This is a genomic window from Novosphingobium olei (assembly GCF_012927405.1).
GTDB classification, from domain to species: domain Bacteria; phylum Pseudomonadota; class Alphaproteobacteria; order Sphingomonadales; family Sphingomonadaceae; genus Novosphingobium; species Novosphingobium olei.
Genome location: NZ_JABBGM010000002.1, coordinates 611,646 through 630,263, shown reverse-complemented (window position 1 = coordinate 630,263; position 18,618 = coordinate 611,646). Strand labels below are relative to the sequence as shown.

Here is an 18,618-nt window from a genome sequence, read left to right as displayed (position 1 = left end):
CGCTGAACCATCATTTGCGCATGCCCCTTGTTTGAGCGCCAAACGGCGCGCGGGGCGCGGCGTTCCCTTGAAGAACGCGTTACCGGCGCGGAATGACCAGTTCGTCCGGGTGCGCCACGTTCAGGTCCGAACGCAGCAGTTCGCCGACGAGATCGGGATCCGCATGCCGCGGGTCGAGCAGGCTGAGCCGGTTCTTCAGCCGGTCGCGCTCGAGCGTAAGCTTCGTCAGCTCCTTCTGCCGCTGATCGAGCAGCTTGGCGTTCTCGCCCCATGCCAGCAGTCCGCTCGGCCCCGCAATGCCGACCGCGCCCAGCAGCAGCAGCGCCACCAGCGCCAGTGTCTGGGTCAGGCTTTCGCGAGGGAGCCGGAGATGGGAACGACGACGCGTCATGGATTGTCACAGAATCACATAAGTTCGCCCGATTCAACAATGTTTCGGTCGAAATGCCGGGGAAACGCCGCACTTCGTCGCAGATACGACTCCTACCAGCGCGAATGACGCTCGATGCGCAGCCGTGGCGCAAGTTCCAGACGGTCGCGACCCTTGGCCTTGGCCACTTGCAGGGCAAGGTCGGCCGATCGCAGCGCCTCGTCCGCCGTGCCACCCAGACGCGCGACGCCCGCGCTTGCTGACACACGCACGATGACGTTGTCGACGGCCCGCGTGGTTCCCGAAAGCGAGCTGAGTACGCGGGCGACGACGGTTTCCGCCTGCTCCGTGCTGGCGCCCGGCAGCAGCACGCCGAATTTTTCTCCGCCGATCCGCGCCACGGTATCCCCACCGCGCACCAGTGACCGCAGCAGATTGGCGAACAGCAGCAGAACCTTGTCCCCCACCAGGTGGCCATGGCGATCGTTGAGAGCGCGAAAATGATCGAGATCGAACAGCGCGATGCAGCCACCCGATTGTTCACCGAGATGATGTTCGAGCATTGCGATGAAGGCGCGGCGATTGGACAGGCCCGTCTGGGCGTCGGTCAACCCTGCTTCGTAGAGCTGATCTTCCAGTTGCTTGCGCTCGGCGATGGAGCGCAGGTTCGCCACTACCGACCGGGTCGTCCCGTCGGCGTCTTCCAGCGGCTGGATGCGCACTTCGAACCAGCCCTCGCTGCCCTCCGCGCCGACAAGATGGAATTCCTGCCACACCGCATCGCCCTGCCCGGACACAGCCCCCTCCAGCGTCGCGCCTAGATCCCCGCGTCGTTCCGGGGCGACAAGATCCAGCAGGTTTGCGCCAATCGGGCCACCTTCACGCCAAAGGCCGATGCTGGCCGCCGCGGGCGAAGCATAGGTCACCGTGCCGTCCATATCGGCGCGCAACACCACTTCGCTCGTGCTGTTGGCAAGCAGGCGATATCGCGCTTCAGCCTCGAGCAACTGGCGCTCAAGCTCCCGCCGTCGCAATGACAGCCTGGCCAGCGGCAAGGCGCAAGCGAAAAGCAGGATGAGCGCCGTCGTACCCGCTGCGACGATCGGATTGGCTAGTTCGAATTTGCTCGATGGCCGCACCACCATCGTTCGGGGAGCGAAGTCCTGTCCTTGGGCGGAAGGTGAGGCGCCAGCCGCTGCGACACTGGTGATCGCACCCGCAATCGTTAACTTTTGGGCAACCATGCTGCGAAGCCTGCGCCGCAATCCTTGCCCAAAGCCTGCTGAAGGCAGTTAAAACTCTACTAACCAAAGAGATTTTCCGCCGGATGCTTGGTGCATTCGTAGACAATTAATGCAGGCTCGCTTGCAGCCCTGAAGGCCAGTCCATACCGGTTTGAAACAACCAGACCGGATCGCCCTTCCCTTGATGACGCCACGCTTCCTGACGCCCGAAATGAAAGACCAGAAGGAACGCTGGGCGGTTTGCGTGGTCTGCGGAAAGCATACCGCGGGCAAGTGGACGCGGCTTGAAGACGGCTCGTTCCGCCGCGATCCGCGCACCCACAAGGACGATTCGGGCGAAACCTGCCCCGGCAGTTTCCAGGCGGCCGACCTGCGCTAATCGCGCAGAGGCCCATCCCCTCCGCCCCAGCATCGAACGCCGCTTTGGTTCGCGGATGACGTCGGTTGGCTTACTGCGACAGAGCAACGCGTGCGCCGCCTGGATTCGCGGAACCGGGTGACGTGCAAAGCGCTTGGGGCCAGTATATTTCAGTTCACCGTGTGACACGGTTCGGCGGCCCGCTGATTTATCAAGGGGCATCAAAGGACTATCATGACGGCCGATCCCATTCCGCCGATCGCCAGACCCGGCACGTTCCTGAACCCCACCGAACCGGCGATGTCCCGACCGCAGCGGCGTGCAGGACTGGTCGCCGTGCTGATCCTGATGGTTGCCGGGATCGTCACGCTCAGGGGCTTTCTGCCGGCGCTGGGCTGGGCGGCGATCTTCGCGATTGCGCTGCGCCCGGTGTACGATCGGCTGGCTGCGCGATGGCCTTCTCGCGATCGCGATCTCATCCCGGCGCTTCTTGTTGCCGCGACGCTGCTTGTCTTCGTCCTGCCGTTGCTCGTCGTAGCGGCACCGATCATCGCCGATGCGCATGAACTGGGACTTTGGGCGGATCAGATCCAGCAGCATGGGCTGCCGGTTCCGGCCTTTCTGGCCAGCCTGCCATTCGGCGCCGAGCTCGTTCCGGTCTGGCAGCAGAAGCTTGGGCACCCGCAAGCCCTTTCGGGCCTTGCTCATGCGGTGGTTCACGCGAACGGAGCGGGCTTCGGCCGTCGCCTGGCGGGACAAGCCGTGCACCGGCTGGTGCTAGTGGGGTTCATGCTGGTGAGCCTGTACTTCATCCTGCGAGACATCAGGAACATCGAAGAGGCGCTTCGAATAGCGAGCAATCGCGCCTTCGGTGCGGCAGGCGAGCACGTCGGCATTCAGCTGGTCCGGGCGGTGCAAGGCACGGTCAACGGCCTGGTCTTCGTCGGCCTTGGCGAGGGGGTGGTGATGGGCGTCGCGTATGCCTTCGCCGGGGTCCCTCACCCGGCGCTGTTCGGCTTGCTGACGGCTATCCTCGCGACGATCCCGTTCGGCGCCGCCGTAGCGATCGCGGCAGCGGGACTAGCACTCTTTGCCATTGGCAAGATGGGCACAGCGATCGTCATCGTCGCGCTGGGTGCAGTGGTCGTGTTCGTTGCCGATCACTTCGTCCGACCGGTGCTGATCCAGGGCGCGACGCGGCTGCCATTCGTGTGGGTGCTTCTCGGCATCCTGGGGGGCGTGGAAGCCTGGGGCCTGATCGGACTGGTCATCGGACCCGCCATCATGGCCGGCCTGATCCTGCTGTGGCGCGAATGGGTCGGATCGCAGCAAGGCCCGATCAATCCGCGCCTCATCCCGCCCGCCGGTCCTGACACACCCTGACAGGATCAAGCCGCGGCAGGGTCGGCCCGAGGCTCAGCCGACGCCCAACGCTTCTTCCTGCGCGTGGGGTGGACGGGTCAAGGCGACCGCGCCCGCCAGGAGCGCGGCGATGGCGGCCTGACCGATCAGGCTCGGCGCAAAACTGCCAGTCGTATCGTGCAGATGACCGCCAATGCTCGGCCCAAGCGCAGCTGCGGTAGAGAACACGGTCATGACCGAGTAGAGCTCAAGCGAAGCCAGTCCGCCGAACCACTGGCGCAAAAGCAGCGTGGTGCTGACGGTGCTGGCCCCCAGCCCTACGCCGAAGCTTAGCGCGAACAGCGAAAGCGAGGCGCCGTTGGTCGGCAAGACCAGCGCGGCCGACGAAAGCGCGAGGGTCGCAAGCGCGACGACGGTCAGTTGCTGAGGGCCGACCTTCTGCCCCGCCAGGCCGACCAGCGCCGCAGCAGCAGCCGCCACCAGCGCCGCAGCACTGATCACCAAGGTTGCCGTGCCAGCCGCCACCGCATTTTCGAGCAAGTGCTGGTAGGCGAAGGAATGAACCGTGGTGTTGATCAACAGGCACCCGGTATAGGCTACGACCACCAGCCAGAACTGCCCCTTTGCCATCGCCCGGCGCAACGTCCATCCCGTGGCCGCGCCCCCTTCGCCATCAAGCGCGACGCGGCTGCGGCCCTGTTCGTCGATCCGGCTGATCAGCGCGGCGATGCCGCCCACGGCCGCCGCTGCCACGGCACAGATCCACCAGTACGAACGCCAGCCCCCGGTTGCGCTGTGCACGCCATAGAACAGCAGCGGGCCGCACACCGCACCAAGGTTGCCTGCAGTGAAATAGAGCCCGATAGCGGTCGAGCGGCGCCCTTCGAAAACGTGCCCGATCACGTGCACTGCCGGAATAGTCCCGCAAAAGCAGAACCCCATGCCGAGCAAGAGCGTGCCGCCAAGGTAGGCCGGCACGCCAGTCATCAGCGCAAGGGCGGCAAAGCCGGTGACCAGCTGTAGCGCGCCAAGAACGATCGTCACCGACACGCCGAACAGCCGGATGGTCGTGGCGGGCAGCAGGCTGGCCGCGCCGCAGGCGGTGCCAAGCAGGGTGAAACCCATGCCCGCTTCGGCCCAGCTCAGCTTGAGATCGGCGACGATGTAGGGAAGCACCTGCCCCAGCGAATTGAACGTCGCCGCCATCAGCAGGAAGTAGAGCGCGCTGAACGCAAGAAGGAGGCACTGCCGCATGGCCATGCTTCTTGGCGCATGGTGCGCGCCGATGGAAGCCGGTCCGCGCGGTGGCTCACCCACGGGCAGATTGTCCGACGCGCTGGCGGGCGGCTGAGCGATGGCCGCGCTCACAGCACCGGCCACGCACTGGACACCGCTTTGCCGGCTCGCGCGATGATGCCATCGGCCGCTGCCTCGATGTCGGAATAGAGCCGTTCTTCGTCGATCGTCGTCATGCGATATCCATCCACCAGCCGCTTCCCGTCCACCCACACCGAATGCACGCCACGCCCGTCTGCCGACCACACCAGCTGGTTGACCGGATTGAGCAACGGCACCCATTCGGGCCGGTCGCGGTCGTGCGCCACGAAATCCGCCTTCTTGCCCACGGCCAGGCTGCCGATCCGATCACTCAGCCCCGCACCGGCCGCGCCGTTGATCGTCCCCGCCTCGAGCACCGAAGTCGCCGGGAACAGCGATGCGTCGCGCCGGGCATCCTTGTGCAGCCCGGCCATCAGGTACATCGCGCGCATCATGTCCTGCGCATTGGCGTTGTTCGCGCCGTCGGTGCCGAGCTGGATCGCCACGCCCGCCGCGTGCATTTCGGGAAACTTGCCCGCGCTGGAGGCACCATAGGCCCCCTTGATCGCGGTCATCGGACAATGCGTCACCCTCGTGCCGGTCCGGGCAAGCGTCGCCACTTCGGCATCGTCGAGGTGGATCGCGTGGGTCAGCGAGACGTGATCGCCAAGAACGCCGATCGCTTCGAGATGCTCGATCGCGCGCCGTCCTGTGGTTTCGAGATAGAATTGCGGGTCGGCTGGATCGGGGCTCATGTGCGCGGTCACGCCCAGCCTATGGTCAAGCGCCAGCGCACTCGCCGCGCGCCACAGCTCGTCGGTGGCGGTGTTGTGCCCCACAAGGCAGGCCCAGCCCGCCAGCAGCGCATCGTCGCGCGCAGGAAAGCGCGCGATCTGGTCTTCCAGCCTGCCGATGGCGGCGGCCGTCAACTGCGCCTGGTCTTCGGCCGGATCGAACGCGCGATCCTGCACCCATTGCCCGATCCGCCCGCGGATTCCGACCTGCTCCAGCGCGGCGACAACGCCCGGAAGGTCGATGATCGTGCCCGCCTCGACGAAGCAGGTCGTGCCCGAGCGCAACATCTCGACCGCGGCAAGCTGCGCCGACAGCGCCTCTTCCGCCGGGTTCTGCGCCATGTATGTGGGGATCAGCCAGTCGAACACGTTGGTTCGCCAGTCGGTGTCGTCGGGCACGTAGCCGCGCGTGATCGGTTCGCCGGTTATGTGGACGTGGCAATTGACGAACCCGGGGGTGAGCTCGAACCGTCGCCCGTCGATCGTCTCGCGCGCCACCACCGCGTGCTCCACTACTTCGCTCGGGCCCACGGCCACGATGCGATCGCCCGCAATGGCGAGCCCGCCATCGCGATAGATGCGCCGCTCGTCGTCCATCGTGACGATCCACGCGTTGCGGATCAGCAGATCGGCGCGGACCGGGCCCAAGCCATCGGGGGACGATGCGGTTGGCTCGTGCATTTCAGCCGCCCCAGGCCGCAACCACGGCATCGGTCGTGGTCAGCAGCGAACAGTGCAGCCACAGCGCCTTCAGCGTATTGAGCTGCAATTCATCGTCGAACGTGGCGCAGGCGTCGGACACCACGAACGTGTGGTAGTTGTGGTGGAAGGCATCGCGCGTGGTCGAATCGACGCAGCAGTCGGTGCTGATCCCGGTGACCACCAGCGTGTCTATGCCGCGGGCGCGCAGCTGCATGTCGAAGTCGGTGCCGTGGAAGCTCGAATAGGCGAGTTTGGATATCTCGATGTCGCCAGGCTGCGGCGCGACGCGGTAATAGTCCTCACCACCGCTGCCGATCCGGCAGATCGCTTCGTGCCCCGGCGTGCCGCGCCGTTCCATCCAGGTCTTGAGCGCCTGAGAATCGCTTTCGGGCCGGGTCATCACCCGCATGAAGGCGACCGTCGCTCCCGCCTTGCGGGCCGCGTCGATCAGCGTCTCGATGCGGTCGACCGCGACTTCACAGCCGCTCATGTCCATCCCGCTACGCCCCAGGACGCCTTCGGGCGAAGCAAAGTCGACTTGGATATCGACCACGACGAGCGCGGTCCGCGAAGGTGCGATCATGTCGCCCGGTGCCAGCTCGTGCGGCAGGGCCTGCATCACGGCAGCCTCAGACATGCGCCGCCTCCCTGATCTTGCCGGGGAAACGCTGGCGCAGCACAGGGAGGATCTCCTTCGCGAAAATCGGCAGCATCGTCAGGTATTCGGGGAAGATCACCATCAGCCCGTCGAGCTCGGTTTTCTCGAAGATCTCGGTCAGCTTCTCGAGGATCGTCGCCGGAGAGCCCGCGACATGCGGCGCCATCAGCGCCGAGCGCGCCTTGCGGGTGAAGTCGTTCTCCTTCCCGATCTCGCTGTCGAGGAAGCCATAGGCCCGCAGCATCCCGTGCAGGGCACCTTCGTCGAGCCCGTCTCGGTAGCTTTCGACCATCGCTTCGGCTTCGGCGTCGGTGTCGGCGATCACCAGGATCATCATCGAATAGGCACGGATCGCATGACCCAGTTCAAGCGCCCCAGCCTTGGCCTTGGCGGAATTGGCGATCAGTTCGTCAAGATCGTTCCCGGCAAGGAACAGCGCGTCCATTTCCTCGGCGGTAAAGCGCACGCCCGCCTTCGACGTACCGGCACAAACCAAGATGGGCCGCGTCGATGGCTTGGGGAACGACTGGCAATCGTCGAGCGTGAAATACTTGCCGTGGGCGGTAACGCTGTCCTGCGTCCACAGCGCCTTGATGCCCTGGATCCACTCCGTCGCAAGGACGTAGCGCTCATCGTGATCGACGCCTTCGGGCCAGGCGCCCATCTGCGCGAATTCGCCCTTGTAGGCCCCGGTCACGACGTTGAGCCCGGCGCGCCCGTGGCTGATCTGATCGAGCGTGGCGATCATCTTGGCCGTCACCGCCGGGTTCTGCAGCAGGGTGTGCACGGTCGCCCAAACTTTGACGCGGGTCGTCGCCTGCGCCAGGCCCGCCATCATCAGCGGGCTGTCGAGCGACGATTTCCAATGCTCGATCTCCCCGCCGTATCCGCGGAACTTGGCCATCGCCATGATGAAGTCCAGCCCGCCCGCATCGGCAAGCTTCGCAACCTCGAGGTTGTAATCGTACGACCCGTCGAGCCGGGGCGAGTTCTTCGAGATGATCCAGCCGCCGTTGGCCATGGGCATGAAGATGCCGATGTCGCGGCCACCGGTATCGGATGGCAGGCCGAAATCGGCGCGTTGGGGAATGCTTTCCGTCATTGTCTTGTCCGTGCTCGCGAGGGGCTGGATGGGATCTTCACCACGGTATGCGCGGCGACCACTTCCTTCTTGTCATGCTGCGCACACAAGTTTGCGCAGCGCGATGAATCGTTCACTGGCCCCAAATCCATGCGCGCAGTGCAAAGACCGCAGCCGCGCCCGCGCCCTAGCGTAATGCCGCAAGCAACGGGGGTAAACGATGGCGCATGTCACAGACCTGCCCCAATGGGCCGTGGATCGAGGCAAGGCGATGAACGACGTGCAGGCGCTCGATTGCGCCCGCACAGCTCTGGTCGTGATCGACATGCAGCGCGTCTTCATGGAGCCGGGCGAAGTCTTCGCCAATCCGCACGCGATGGACATCATGCCGGCGGTCAACCGCCTGGCTGCCGCGTTCCGCGCTGCCGGATGCCCGGTGATTTGGACGCGGCAGACAGTCGACGATGCGCCTCCGCTGGCCATGCCCGATTGGCAGTACGACCTGTCGTTGCCGGCCGTTGCAGAGGCTGTCGCCGTGGTGCGGGCAGGAACCTCGTCGCACGGTCTGCATCCCGGGATGGACGTGGCGGACGCCGATCCGGTGATCGACAAGTACCGCTACAGCGCCTTCATGTGCCCGGCCGGCGCCTTGCAGCAGGCGCTGGATCGGCTGGAGGCGCAATGCATCGTCATCGCCGGAACGCTCACCAACTGTTGCTGCGACAGCACCGCGCGCGATGGCAACATGCTGGGCTACCGCACGATCATGGTGGCCGATGCCTGCGCCGCGCCGACCGACGCGGAACACAACGCCGCGCTGATGCTGGCGCGCCTGAACTTTGCCGACGTAAAGACCGTGGCCGAACTGGAGGAACTCCTGTCCCACGCCGAACAAGGGGCCTCGCAATGTTGAACTGGTTTGTCACAGGGGTAAGCTCGGGCCTGGGCCGTGCGATTGCCAAGGCGGCGCTTGCGGGCGGCGATCAGGTGATCGGAACGGTGCGCTGCCAGGCCGACGCCGAAGCCTTCACCGCGCTCGCCCCCGGTCGCGCCCACGCCATGAAGCTCGATGTCACGGACGAGGCGGCGGTTGGCGTCGTCTGGCGCACGGCCGAGCAGCTTTTCGGACCGATGGACTACCTCGTGAACAATGCCGGGCGCGGATTTACCGGCGCGATTGAGGAAACCAGCCTCGAAGACGCGCGCGCCTTGTTCGAGGTCAACCTGTTCGGCCCGATGGCGCTGATCAAGTCCGCGCTGCCTTCCTTCCGCGCCCGCAGAAGCGGCCATATCGTCAACGTGACCTCGGTCAGCGGCTTGGCCGCTTGGCATGGCACGGCGCTTTATGGCGCAACCAAGTTTGCGCTCGAATGCCTTGGCCGGACGCTGGCGCAAGAAGTCGCGCCTTTGGGGATCAAGGTCACCAACGTCGCGCCGGGGGGGCTGCGCACCGCGTTTTCCGCCGAAAGGCTCGCCGGAGCCGAGCCGACCATTGCCGACTACGCAGAGACCGCCCACCTCGCCCGCGCCACACTCCAAGGCCACTTGGGCGCAGAACCCGGCGATCCCGATCGCGCCGCTGCCGCGATCGTGTCTGCGCTGGCCGCACCCGAGCCGCCCCTGCTTCTCCTGCTGGGCGATGACGCGCTGAAGTATGCCACTGCCGAGTTCGCCATGCTCGAAGGCGAGATCGTGCGCTGGCAGGACCTGACCCTGGCGATCGCCGCAGAACCGGCCGCCGTGGCTGCGGAGTAAAGTCATCCACCCTTGCGGGCGGGCGGCACCCGTGCCGTCCGCCCGTCTTTTTCAGTTCGAGAACAGCGCCTTGCGGATAACGGCGTGCACACCCCAGTTGCCGTTGGCGACCTGGCTGATGCCGAAGTCCACGCCCACCGACAGCAGCGAGATTGCCTCGTCCTCGCTCAAGTTCCGCATCGTCATAAGAAAGCGCCGCGCCTTGCGGAAGCAGTCGCGCATCGCGCTGTCGATGGAGGAGCGCTTGTAGACCTCGCTCTGCGCCTTCGACCCCAGATCGCGAAGGTAATCGGGATTGGAAAAGCCCAGGATCACCCATTCGGTGGCGGTCTCGATCATCGGATAATCAAGCTCGCGGATGTAGGGCTGCGATGCCTTGGCCGGGTGCAGGATCACCTGGATCACCGCCGTCATCGAACATTCGATCGCGGTGCCGCACAGCTCGGAATCACCCTGGCTCGCATGCGGGTCGCCCAGCGAAAGCAGCCCGCCCGGCACCGACACCGGCAGGAACACGCTCGCCCCCGGCCCCAGCCGCCAGTTGTCGATATTGCCGCCGAAATTGGCGGGCGGAACCGAATCGACCAGATCGGCATGCGCCGGCGCAAGCGCGACAACGCCGAAATGCGGGCGCACCGGAATTTCGATGTCGCGCAGCACGTTGAAGTTCTTCTCGATTGTCTCGGGATCGACCGGCACGCCGGGGTAATCGTACATCGGGTGGATCACTCCCGATGGGTCCTTCTGCGGCGTCCAGCGATAGTTGTAGACCGCATGTGCCACCGCCTGGCCGTGGCCCTTTTCGACCTCGTAGATCGTCACGACCTCGCGCTGCTTCGGCTCGGTCAGCAGGTCGGAATAATGGAAGCCCCAGTAAGCCGACACGTTGCTGCCGAAGGCGCGGCCCAGATAGCGTGGATTACGGCTGGGCCGCGGATCGATATCGAGGATGCGCACCTGCACCACGTCGCCCGGTTCGGCACCGGCGATGTGGATCGGTCCGGTGCAGATATGCACGCCGAAGCCTTCACCGGGCCCCCGGCCAACCACCGAGGCGTCGAGCGGCCCCGCCCCGCGCCGGTCCACCACCTTGCCCTCGGCGGTCCAGCGATAGATCGCCTCGGCCGCGGCGTCGCCCTCGATCATGCGCTCGGCATCGTCGTTGGCGTGGTGGGTCAGTGTTTCGATAGTGACATAGTCACCTGACCGGACGTTGAGCGCAGGCTTCAGGTTCCGGCTGAAATAGCCCCAGTGGATCGTGTCGGGCCGCACCGGCAGCATGTGGTGGCGCACGCCCGGCCCCTCGTCGACCTGCACATCCTCGACCGCGTCGCCTGCCTCTAACGATAGCGCGGGGCCATCGTCGCGCTCTTCCCCTGGATTTTCGCCGCCGGTATCGCGCGCGTTCTCGCGCCGCACGCTGGGGCGGCCGCGCCGGGGATTGAGCGCATTTTCATCGGGTAGCGCACCAACCTTGCGATATTCGCGCGGGCTCATCCCGTACTGTTCGCGGAACGCCCGGCTAAACGAGGCCGAATCGTTGAAACCCCACTGGAACAGGATTTCCGAGATCGACCTTTGCGCATGGAGCGGACTGCCAAGGTCCAACCGGCAACGTTCCAGCCGGCGCACCTTGACGAACTGGCTGAAGCTTTCGCCCGCACTTTCGAACAGCTTCTGCAAATAGCGCGGCGAGATGCGGTGCTCGGTCGCGATCTGGTGGATCGACAGGTTGGGATCGGACAGCCGCATCTCTATCGACTGGAACACACGCTCAAGGATTGCGGCACGCGCGCCGGCCGCGCCGCCCAATTCCTTGACCGGCGCCTTGTCGAGCAGCGTGGCGGCGATGAATTCGGGCAGCGCCAGTTCCACCGGGCGAATCTGATCGTCGGACACGTCGACGATGGTATCCGCCACCGAACGCAGCAGCGCCGAAAGCATGCGGCCAATGGCCTCGTCCGCGATCAGGTTGCTGATCTGCGATGGCAGTGCCGAGCGGGAGCGCAGCGCGGGCAAGGCATGCGGCACCTTGACCAGCAGAAGGCGATGGTCTGCCGGAAGGTCAATCTCGGTCCGGCTGTTGCCCCCGCCATAGACCATGTCGCCTTCAGCGAGGTCCATCGTCACCGCGCCCTGCCGTGCGGTCAGTTTCCCTTCCAGCAGCAGGACGATCCAGAAACATGGTGCCTCCTGCGCGAAATCGATCGCCAGGCGCTGCGCGGTGCCGGTAATGCGGCAGAAATGGATGCCCTGCCCGCTGGTGAAGCTGACCAGTTCGCCATAGACGTCCTCGGCCACCTCGACGAGTTCGAGCGAAACGCGGCGCAGCGAAAAGCGCCAGGCGTCCTGTCGTTGCTCGCGGGGGTAGGCATTGGTGGTAAACCGCAAGGGTCTTGTCCCTCATCCGATGGCGCGACCGCGTCAGCCCGTTCGGGCTACGCTTATTGTGCAATGCAGCATACGCCGCGCGACGCGGTCGGCAACACCGCGATTTGTCGTATTGCGATCCGTCCGGATACGAGACAGGTCCGGCGTCACACCGCCCTAACCGCACCCCGCTTCTTGCCGGTCAGCCGGTCGTAGGTTTCGCGATAGCGGTGCACCAGCCACTTGTTGAACTGCCCTTGCGCGCCTTCCTGCCAGGAATAGCGACCGCGCGGGGCAAACCGCGATCGCAGCCCCACTTGCACCAGTTCGTCGACATGCAGGTCCTGCGCGATGATATGGCCAGAGGCGCGGACGTTCATGTCGAGCTTGTGGTCGAATGCCGGGTCAGCCATCGCGCCGGGCGCGAACAGGAAGCCGGTGTCCATCTCCAGCGTCTCTGGCCCCGTTGGGCGCAGGATCAGGTAGATCACCATGTCGCTCATCATGACGAGACTGAGCGTCGGCGGGATGTTGGCGAAGGTCATCCGCATGCGCGCTTCGTCGGAAAGGCCGGGGAACACCGGCAACACCGCCCGCTGCGTGGCGTTGAAGCTCGCATCCATGTGCAGCGTGCCGTTGAAGCGCAGGAAGCCGGCATCGGCGGGATCGGCATCGGGAAACTCGGCAAGGCCCGAGGGCACGAAATCGTGCAGCGGCCCGTGGTGCAGGCGGCTGGCGTGGTATCCGTCGTTGTTGTTTTCGAACATCACCTTCCAGTTCCACGGCAACGTCGGCGCGGGATCCGGGCGCGGCCCTTCCGCGCTGGCAAGGTCATATCCCGCGATCGCGTCGGCAACAGCCGTCAGCCGGGGTGTCAACGGCGCGGCATCGGCATCGAAGTTGATGAAGATGAAACCGTTCCACAGCTCCACCTTGAAGTTTGGCAGCCCGAACTGCGCGCGGTCGAAGTTGCAGGTCTTGTTCATCGCCGGCGCCGCGACCAGTCTGCCATCCAGCGCGTAGCTCCAGTGGTGGTAGGGGCAAAGGAAACCGCGCGCGTTGCCGCTGCCTTCGGCCACCAGCATGGCACGGTGCTGACATACTGCCGACATCGCGCGAATTTCGCCTTCCTGAGTCCGCGCCACGATGATCGGTTCGCCGATGATCTGCGTGGTGAAGAAGTCGCCCGCGTTGGCAACCCAATCGGCCCGGCCGACGCAAAGCCATTCGTGATTGTAGAGCGCTTCCTGCTCGAAAGCGTAGAAATCGGCATCGGTGTAGCATTCGCTCGGCAGGGTTTCCGCATCGGCCAGGTCGACGGCCGAGCTTTCGAGCGAGCGGATGAAGCTGTCGGACGGAAGGCGCACGCGAAGTCTCCTGAAATCAGTTGCCGTTCGGGATCGTCCTTCCGCTCTAGATCGCCGGCTCGGGTCCGGTCTTGCGTGTCAGGGCACGGATTCTTGAAATCCCTGCCCTGACGCGAAGCTGCACTTGTATGCGCCGCAGGCTAAGGTGTCGCCGCCCTATTCGCGGGTGTAGTCGGCGGGCACCTGCGGATCGGGCCCGGCCTTGCCCCACAGCACGATCTCGTTGCCCCACGGATCGCGGAAGGCGTGGTTGTAGCCGTTGAACGTCTGCCAGTAATGGTTGCGCCACAGCGTCACCGCCCCGCGCTCCTCTGCCGCCGCAAGGATACGCTCGGCGCTGTCGCCGTCGCCGATCAGGATCCAGATGCGCGGGGCGCGGCCCCCGCTTGAAAGCGTGCGCGGTTCGACGCCGGCGCTGTCGGGATGAGGACGGGCATTGGCGGCATCGAAGATGCCAAGGTGCAGGTTGCCGATCTGGCTTTCGCTGCCATCGGGATTGAGGAACTGCCCGCCCGGCACCATGCGGTGGTAGACGCCCGCCGGCTTCTCATCGTTCTGCCAGCCGAACACTTCGGCATAGAATCTGGCGGCGGCGGCGGGATCGTCGCTGGGCAGATCGACGAAGATCAGGGTGTTGGGCGTGGACATCGCGGCGCTTTGCTCCGTTGCAATTGCTGGGTTTCGCCTTGTGCCGGACCGGCCTCCTGGGCGGCTTGGCAGCGCGCGCCTCGATTGTTGATTGCACGTCCATCGCGGACGCATCGTTCGCACCTGCAAAATCTATGGGCGCACCCGAACAAGACCGGAGCGGGGCTCACGGCCGACAAGGACAGCCGTTTACCGCTCACCACCAACGAGGCACAGAGGCATGGGTCTGGTCTGTTCACACGGCAAGGAACACGGCACGCACGCACCGGGCGCGCTGCATCATCTCAAGGCGACACCGCAAACCGTGCACTGGGGCTACTTCTCGCCCGACCTTGCCCCCGCGCTGACGGTCAAGTCGGGCGACCTGATCATGGCCGAGGCGATCACCCACCATGCCGGGGACGCGCCCGAACTGATGTTCGACGAAGGTGTCGAGCGCATCTTCCGCGAAATCGACCCGACCACGCGCGCGCCCGGCGTGCACATCATGACCGGGCCAATCTACGTGGAAGGCGCGGAACCGGGCGACATGCTCGAAGTGCGCTACCTGCAGATGACGCCGCGCAACAACTACGGGTCGAACCTCGCCGCCAACTGGGGTCACCTCTACCAGGAATTCGGCGAAAAGGAGCGGGTGACGATCTACGAGCTGGACCCCGTCGCCAACACCGCCCATGCGCTCTATGCCTATGACTTTCCCGGCAAGTACCTGGTGCCGGGCACGATCACCAACTGCCCGGTGTGCGATCGCCAGCCGGCGCTGCCCGGCATCACCATCCCGGCACGCCCGCACCTCGGCACCGCCGGCGTGGCCCCTGCGGTGAACGAGCCCGTCAGCACCATTCCCCCCGGCCTGCACGGCGGAAACATCGACAACTGGCGCATCGGCGCGGGCGCGACGATGTACTACAAGTGCCAGGTCGCGGGCGGACTGTTCTCGATCGGCGATCCCCACGTCAGCCAGGGTGATGGCGAAATTTCCGGCACCGCGATCGAATCCTCGCTCAACTGCCTGTTCCAGATCGTGCTGCGCAAGGACTTCGATTTCCCCTCGCCCCTACTGGAAACCCCGCAGAACTGGATCGTCCACGGCTTCGGTGAAGATCTCGACGCGGCCATGAAGAATGCGTCGATGGACATGCTCCACCTGCTCCACGAACATCAGGGGCTCAGCAAGGACGATGCCTATTCGTTGATGAGCGTGGCGACGGACTTCGGCGTGACCCAGGTGGTCGATGGCACGCTGGGCGTCCACGCCCGGATCGAGCGCCGCCTGTTCCCGCAGAAGGGCACGGTCACGGATATAAGCTGACCATTGGGACTAACCGGCGGCGGCGCCTCGTCAGGACCGGACGAGCGCCGCCTCCACTTCGGCGCGGGTTGGCATCGAAGCCGCCGCGCCGACCCGCTGCACGGACAGCGACGCCGCGATGCAGGCAAGCTGCAGCGCTTGCGCCATGCCCGCCCCTTCCGACAGGCGCGCCGCCAGAACACCGCAGAACGTATCGCCGGCACCGGTCGTATCGACCACAGCGACCTTCGGTGCGGCAATCCGCAGCGTTTCGCCGGGACCGCAGGCGAGCACGCCCTCGCCACCCAGCGTAACCACCACCCATTGCCGATCCCGCGCCATCAACCGGCGCGCCGCCGCTTCCACCGCGTCGTCGCCCTCGGACACATTGCCGCCAGTGAAGAAGGCAAGCTCGGTTTCGTTGAGCACCACCATATCAGCCAGCGCGATCAGCGCCGCCCCCTCGGCATTGGCCGGCGCCGGATTGAACAGCGTGCAAGCGCCGGCATCGCGCGCCAAGGCAAGAAAGCGGGCAACTTCGGACGCGGGTACTTCGGCCTGCGCCACCGCGACGGCATGATCCGCGCAGGATGGAAACGCCAGCGGCGCCCTCGCCTCACCGTTCGCGCCCGTGACGATCACGATCTGGTTCTCGCCTTCGTCAGAGACGAACACGTGGGCGAGGCCGGTCGGCCCTGCGACCTGCACGATCGCGCTGCTATCAACGCCCGCCGCCGTCAATCCGGCGAGCATGGCCGCGCCGTGCGCATCATCGCCGACCGCGCCGATCAGCAGAGTCGGAGCGCCGTGCAATGCGCTGGCGGTCGCCTGGTTGGCACCTTTGCCTCCGGGCAGCAGTTCCAGCCCATAGGCCGCAACCGTTTCGCCCGCCAGCGGCAGGCGCCGCACGCGCATCACCAGATCACGGTTGATCGATCCGAACACCACCACCGTCATGCGAGCACAACCGCCGCGCGGCCATTTGCGCCTTCGTCCAGCGCCGCATCGCTTGTGCCGTCGAACGCGTCGGGGTGCGGCATCAGCGTCAACAGGGCGATCCCGAAAACCAGCGCCACGACGATCGCCAGCGCCGCGATGGTGTAGGAACCCGAACGGTCGAAACTTACGTCCATCAGCGCTGGGGTCGCTCCCTGCGTGAAAGCCACCACCGCATAGAATGTCCCGATGATCGTGCCGTAATGCTTCAGCCCGAAATAACGCGACACGAAGTAGGACAGCGCGCCGTAATCCGCGCCCATCCCGATCCCCAGCAACACGCCCGCCGTCATGATCTGGCCAGTGCCGTGCCCGAACTGCAACAACAGCAGGCCGGCAATGGCGCTCGCGTACATCGGGACAACGATGCGTGGTGTGCGCAGCGCATCGAGCAGCGCGCCCGTCACCACCTGCCAGCCGGCGCAGACCAGCGCGAACACGGCCAGCACGCTGGTCGCTTCACCCAGCGAAACGCCGTGGTCGGTCAGCATCGGCACGACGTGGGTGAACACCGCGGTCATCCCGCCCGCACCGGCTGCCACCGCCAGCAGCATCAGCCAGAAGACGCGCGTTTGGGCAGCTTCGCGCAAGCTCATTCCTTCGACCGCGGGCGCCGCGACTTCGGGCGACGGCGCCACGACTGGCGCATCGCGCAGCCACAGCAGCATGACCGGCGCGCCCAGCGCCGCAACGAGAAGGCCGATCAACACATAGCTTTCGCGCCAGCCATAGGCGGCAAGGAAGATTCCTGCGAGCACCGGCATCAGCGTTGCGCCCACCCCATTGCCCAACCCGGCGGTTACGCCCAGCATAAGTCCTCGCCGCGCGTCGAACCAGCTCGACACGACCTTGCACAGCATGCCCGTGCTGGCGAGCGTGCCGAACACCCCGACCAACGCGAAGCGCAGGTAGAAATCGGTGATCGTCCCGCTCGCCTGCGAAAGCAGCGCGATCGAACCGGCCAGCCCCAGGTTGCCGATCAGCAGCGGCCAGCGTGATCCGAAGCGGTCCATCGCCTTGCCGATCAGCGGATAGGTCACCGCGCTGATGATCGAGATCATCCCCAGTACGCCGGAAACCGCGGCGCGCGGCCAGTGGAATTCTTCGGCGATGGGCACCAGAAACACGCCGATCGTTGCCGATATCGCGGCGGTGATGCACACCATGTTCGCAACGGTGGCGGCAACCGCCACCTGCGCGGCGGACCGCGCATAAGATGCCTTGCTCATCGGCGGCTTTCCTTGGGTGATACCTTGCTGATCGGTCGAATAGACCCCAGCCGGGCCGCGCTGAAAAGCACCTGCGCGCACCCTTTTAGCCTGCGGCAAGAACAAGGGCGTGCACCGTCAAGTCGCCGCATGGCAACGCGGCCCGTGCTGTGCAAGTTTGCTTGCGCGGCGGATCAAGACGGCAGGCGGGCTAGCGCCTAGCCGCAGGACGTGCGGACGGATCCGCCGCCACCTTGTTGCAGACGGAGTGCCCGCCAAGATGACCACCAGGATGCCGACCCTGTTCCTGCCCCACGGCGGTGGCCCCTGCTTCTTCATGGACTGGACGGCAATGGGCGGCCCGGCCGATGCTTGGGACCGCACCGCAGCGTTCCTGCGCGGACTGATCGCCTCGCTGCCCGAACGGCCCAAGGCCATCATCGTGATCTCGGGACACTGGGAGGAAGACGCCTTCACTGCTTCCACTGCCGCGCAGCCGGAGATGATCTTCGATTACTACGGCTTCCCGCCGCATACTTACGAACTCAGCTTCCCCGCCCCCGGCGCGCCCGCACTGGCCGAGCGCATCGTCGAATTGCTGGGCGCCGCCGGACTGCCCGCGCGCACCGATGCGACGCGCGGATTCGATCACGGGGTTTTCGTCCCTTTCCTGCTGATCACGCCCGCAGCCGACATCCCGGTCGTGCCCCTCTCGCTCAAGCGCGATCTTTCGCCTGAAGAGCACTTGCGCGCTGGTGCCGCGCTTGCCCCCTTGCGCGATGAAGGCGTGCTCATCGTCGGTTCGGGCATGAGCTTCCACAACATGCGCGCGTTCTTCTCGCCCGCCGCAACCCAGCCCTCGGCCGCCTTCGATGCCTGGCTGACCGAAGCCATAACGGCCGAACCGGACGCGCGCTGGGCCGCCCTTGCGCACTGGGCCGAAGCGCCCGCCGGCCGCCAGTCCCATCCGCGCGAAGAACATCTGATCCCGCTGATGGTCGCCGCCGGCGCGGCGCGGGACGAACCCGGAAGCCGCCCTTTTACTGACAACGTGATGATGGCCGACATTTCGGCCTTCCGCTTCGGCTGAGGGTCGG

At 65.6% G+C, this 18,618-nt stretch carries 17 protein-coding genes; 6 read left to right on the top strand and 11 right to left on the bottom strand.

What is annotated here, in order from left to right:
- Positions 1 to 79: 79 nt before the first annotated feature.
- Both HHL27_RS07035 and HHL27_RS07030 read right to left on the bottom strand, forming a co-directional pair.
- Positions 80 to 391 (bottom strand): FtsB family cell division protein, encoded by a 312-nt coding sequence (locus HHL27_RS07035; protein ID WP_169492651.1) that lies wholly within the window; start codon positions 389 to 391, stop codon positions 80 to 82.
- A 92-nt stretch (positions 392 to 483) separates the two neighbouring features.
- Positions 484 to 1,614 (bottom strand): GGDEF domain-containing protein, encoded by a 1,131-nt coding sequence (locus HHL27_RS07030; RefSeq protein WP_169492650.1) that lies wholly within the window; start codon positions 1,612 to 1,614, stop codon positions 484 to 486.
- Positions 1,615 to 1,795: 181 nt separating this feature from the next.
- Between HHL27_RS07030 and HHL27_RS07025 the strand changes: the two genes are divergently transcribed.
- Both HHL27_RS07025 and HHL27_RS07020 read left to right on the top strand, forming a co-directional pair.
- Positions 1,796 to 1,993, top strand: a complete 198-nt coding sequence (locus HHL27_RS07025; protein ID WP_206069414.1) for a hypothetical protein — start codon at positions 1,796 to 1,798, stop codon at positions 1,991 to 1,993.
- 213 nt (positions 1,994 to 2,206) lie between these two features.
- Positions 2,207 to 3,355, top strand: a complete 1,149-nt coding sequence (locus HHL27_RS07020) for an AI-2E family transporter (RefSeq protein ID WP_240959446.1) — start codon at positions 2,207 to 2,209, stop codon at positions 3,353 to 3,355.
- Between the two features lie 33 nt (positions 3,356 to 3,388).
- On the opposite strand, the gene HHL27_RS07015 is transcribed toward HHL27_RS07020, so the two are convergent.
- The 4 genes from HHL27_RS07015 to HHL27_RS07000 all read right to left on the bottom strand — a co-directional run bounded on the left by HHL27_RS07015 (position 3,389) and on the right by HHL27_RS07000 (position 7,907).
- Entirely contained in the window at positions 3,389 to 4,588 is a 1,200-nt protein-coding gene (locus HHL27_RS07015; RefSeq protein WP_240959445.1) for an MFS transporter, read from the bottom strand.
- 110 nt (positions 4,589 to 4,698) lie between these two features.
- Complete coding sequence (locus HHL27_RS07010) at positions 4,699 to 6,126, bottom strand: amidohydrolase family protein (RefSeq protein WP_169492647.1); 1,428 nt, start codon at positions 6,124 to 6,126, stop codon at positions 4,699 to 4,701.
- Between the two features lies 1 nt (position 6,127).
- The gene (locus tag HHL27_RS07005) at positions 6,128 to 6,784 is read right to left on the bottom strand and encodes a cysteine hydrolase family protein (protein ID WP_240959443.1); all 657 of its coding nucleotides are present in this window, start codon (positions 6,782 to 6,784) and stop codon (positions 6,128 to 6,130) included.
- The gene (locus tag HHL27_RS07000) at positions 6,777 to 7,907 is read right to left on the bottom strand and encodes an LLM class flavin-dependent oxidoreductase (protein WP_169492646.1); all 1,131 of its coding nucleotides are present in this window, start codon (positions 7,905 to 7,907) and stop codon (positions 6,777 to 6,779) included. The genes HHL27_RS07005 and HHL27_RS07000 overlap by 8 nt, the downstream gene beginning before the upstream one ends.
- A 199-nt stretch (positions 7,908 to 8,106) precedes the next feature.
- Here HHL27_RS07000 and HHL27_RS06995 point away from each other — a divergent pair, with 199 nt between their 5' ends.
- Together HHL27_RS06995 and HHL27_RS06990 are read left to right on the top strand one after the other, a co-directional pair.
- Entirely contained in the window at positions 8,107 to 8,799 is a 693-nt protein-coding gene (locus tag HHL27_RS06995; protein ID WP_169492645.1) for a cysteine hydrolase family protein, read from the top strand.
- Positions 8,793 to 9,641 (top strand): oxidoreductase, encoded by an 849-nt coding sequence (locus HHL27_RS06990; RefSeq protein ID WP_169492644.1) that lies wholly within the window; start codon positions 8,793 to 8,795, stop codon positions 9,639 to 9,641. The genes HHL27_RS06995 and HHL27_RS06990 overlap by 7 nt, the downstream gene beginning before the upstream one ends.
- Positions 9,642 to 9,692: 51 nt before the next feature.
- Here HHL27_RS06990 and HHL27_RS06985 read toward each other — a convergent pair whose 3' ends face one another.
- From HHL27_RS06985 to HHL27_RS06975, 3 genes are all read right to left on the bottom strand, one after another.
- Positions 9,693 to 12,032: an acetamidase/formamidase family protein gene (locus tag HHL27_RS06985; RefSeq protein WP_169492643.1), complete on the bottom strand. Its 2,340-nt coding sequence runs from the start codon at positions 12,030 to 12,032 to the stop codon at positions 9,693 to 9,695.
- A 146-nt stretch (positions 12,033 to 12,178) separates the two neighbouring features.
- Positions 12,179 to 13,378, bottom strand: coding sequence for an SRPBCC family protein (locus HHL27_RS06980; protein WP_169492642.1), 1,200 nt, complete (start codon positions 13,376 to 13,378; stop codon positions 12,179 to 12,181).
- 156 nt (positions 13,379 to 13,534) lie between these two features.
- Entirely contained in the window at positions 13,535 to 14,026 is a 492-nt protein-coding gene (locus HHL27_RS06975; protein WP_169492641.1) for a VOC family protein, read from the bottom strand.
- A 220-nt stretch (positions 14,027 to 14,246) separates the two neighbouring features.
- Between HHL27_RS06975 and HHL27_RS06970 the strand changes: the two genes are divergently transcribed.
- Positions 14,247 to 15,338, top strand: a complete 1,092-nt coding sequence (locus HHL27_RS06970) for an acetamidase/formamidase family protein (RefSeq protein WP_169492640.1) — start codon at positions 14,247 to 14,249, stop codon at positions 15,336 to 15,338.
- Positions 15,339 to 15,368: 30 nt separating this feature from the next.
- On the opposite strand, the gene HHL27_RS06965 is transcribed toward HHL27_RS06970, so the two are convergent.
- Together HHL27_RS06965 and HHL27_RS06960 are read right to left on the bottom strand one after the other, a co-directional pair.
- A complete protein-coding gene (locus HHL27_RS06965) occupies positions 15,369 to 16,274 on the bottom strand; it encodes a ribokinase (RefSeq protein WP_169492639.1) in 906 nt (301 codons plus the stop codon).
- Complete coding sequence (locus HHL27_RS06960) at positions 16,271 to 17,542, bottom strand: MFS transporter (protein WP_169492638.1); 1,272 nt, start codon at positions 17,540 to 17,542, stop codon at positions 16,271 to 16,273. Before HHL27_RS06960 ends, HHL27_RS06965 begins: the two co-directional genes overlap by 4 nt.
- Before the next feature lie 259 nt (positions 17,543 to 17,801).
- On the opposite strand from HHL27_RS06960, the gene HHL27_RS06955 reads away from it, so the two are divergent.
- Positions 17,802 to 18,611 (top strand): DODA-type extradiol aromatic ring-opening family dioxygenase, encoded by an 810-nt coding sequence (locus tag HHL27_RS06955; protein ID WP_206069413.1) that lies wholly within the window; start codon positions 17,802 to 17,804, stop codon positions 18,609 to 18,611.
- Positions 18,612 to 18,618 lie beyond the last annotated feature (7 nt).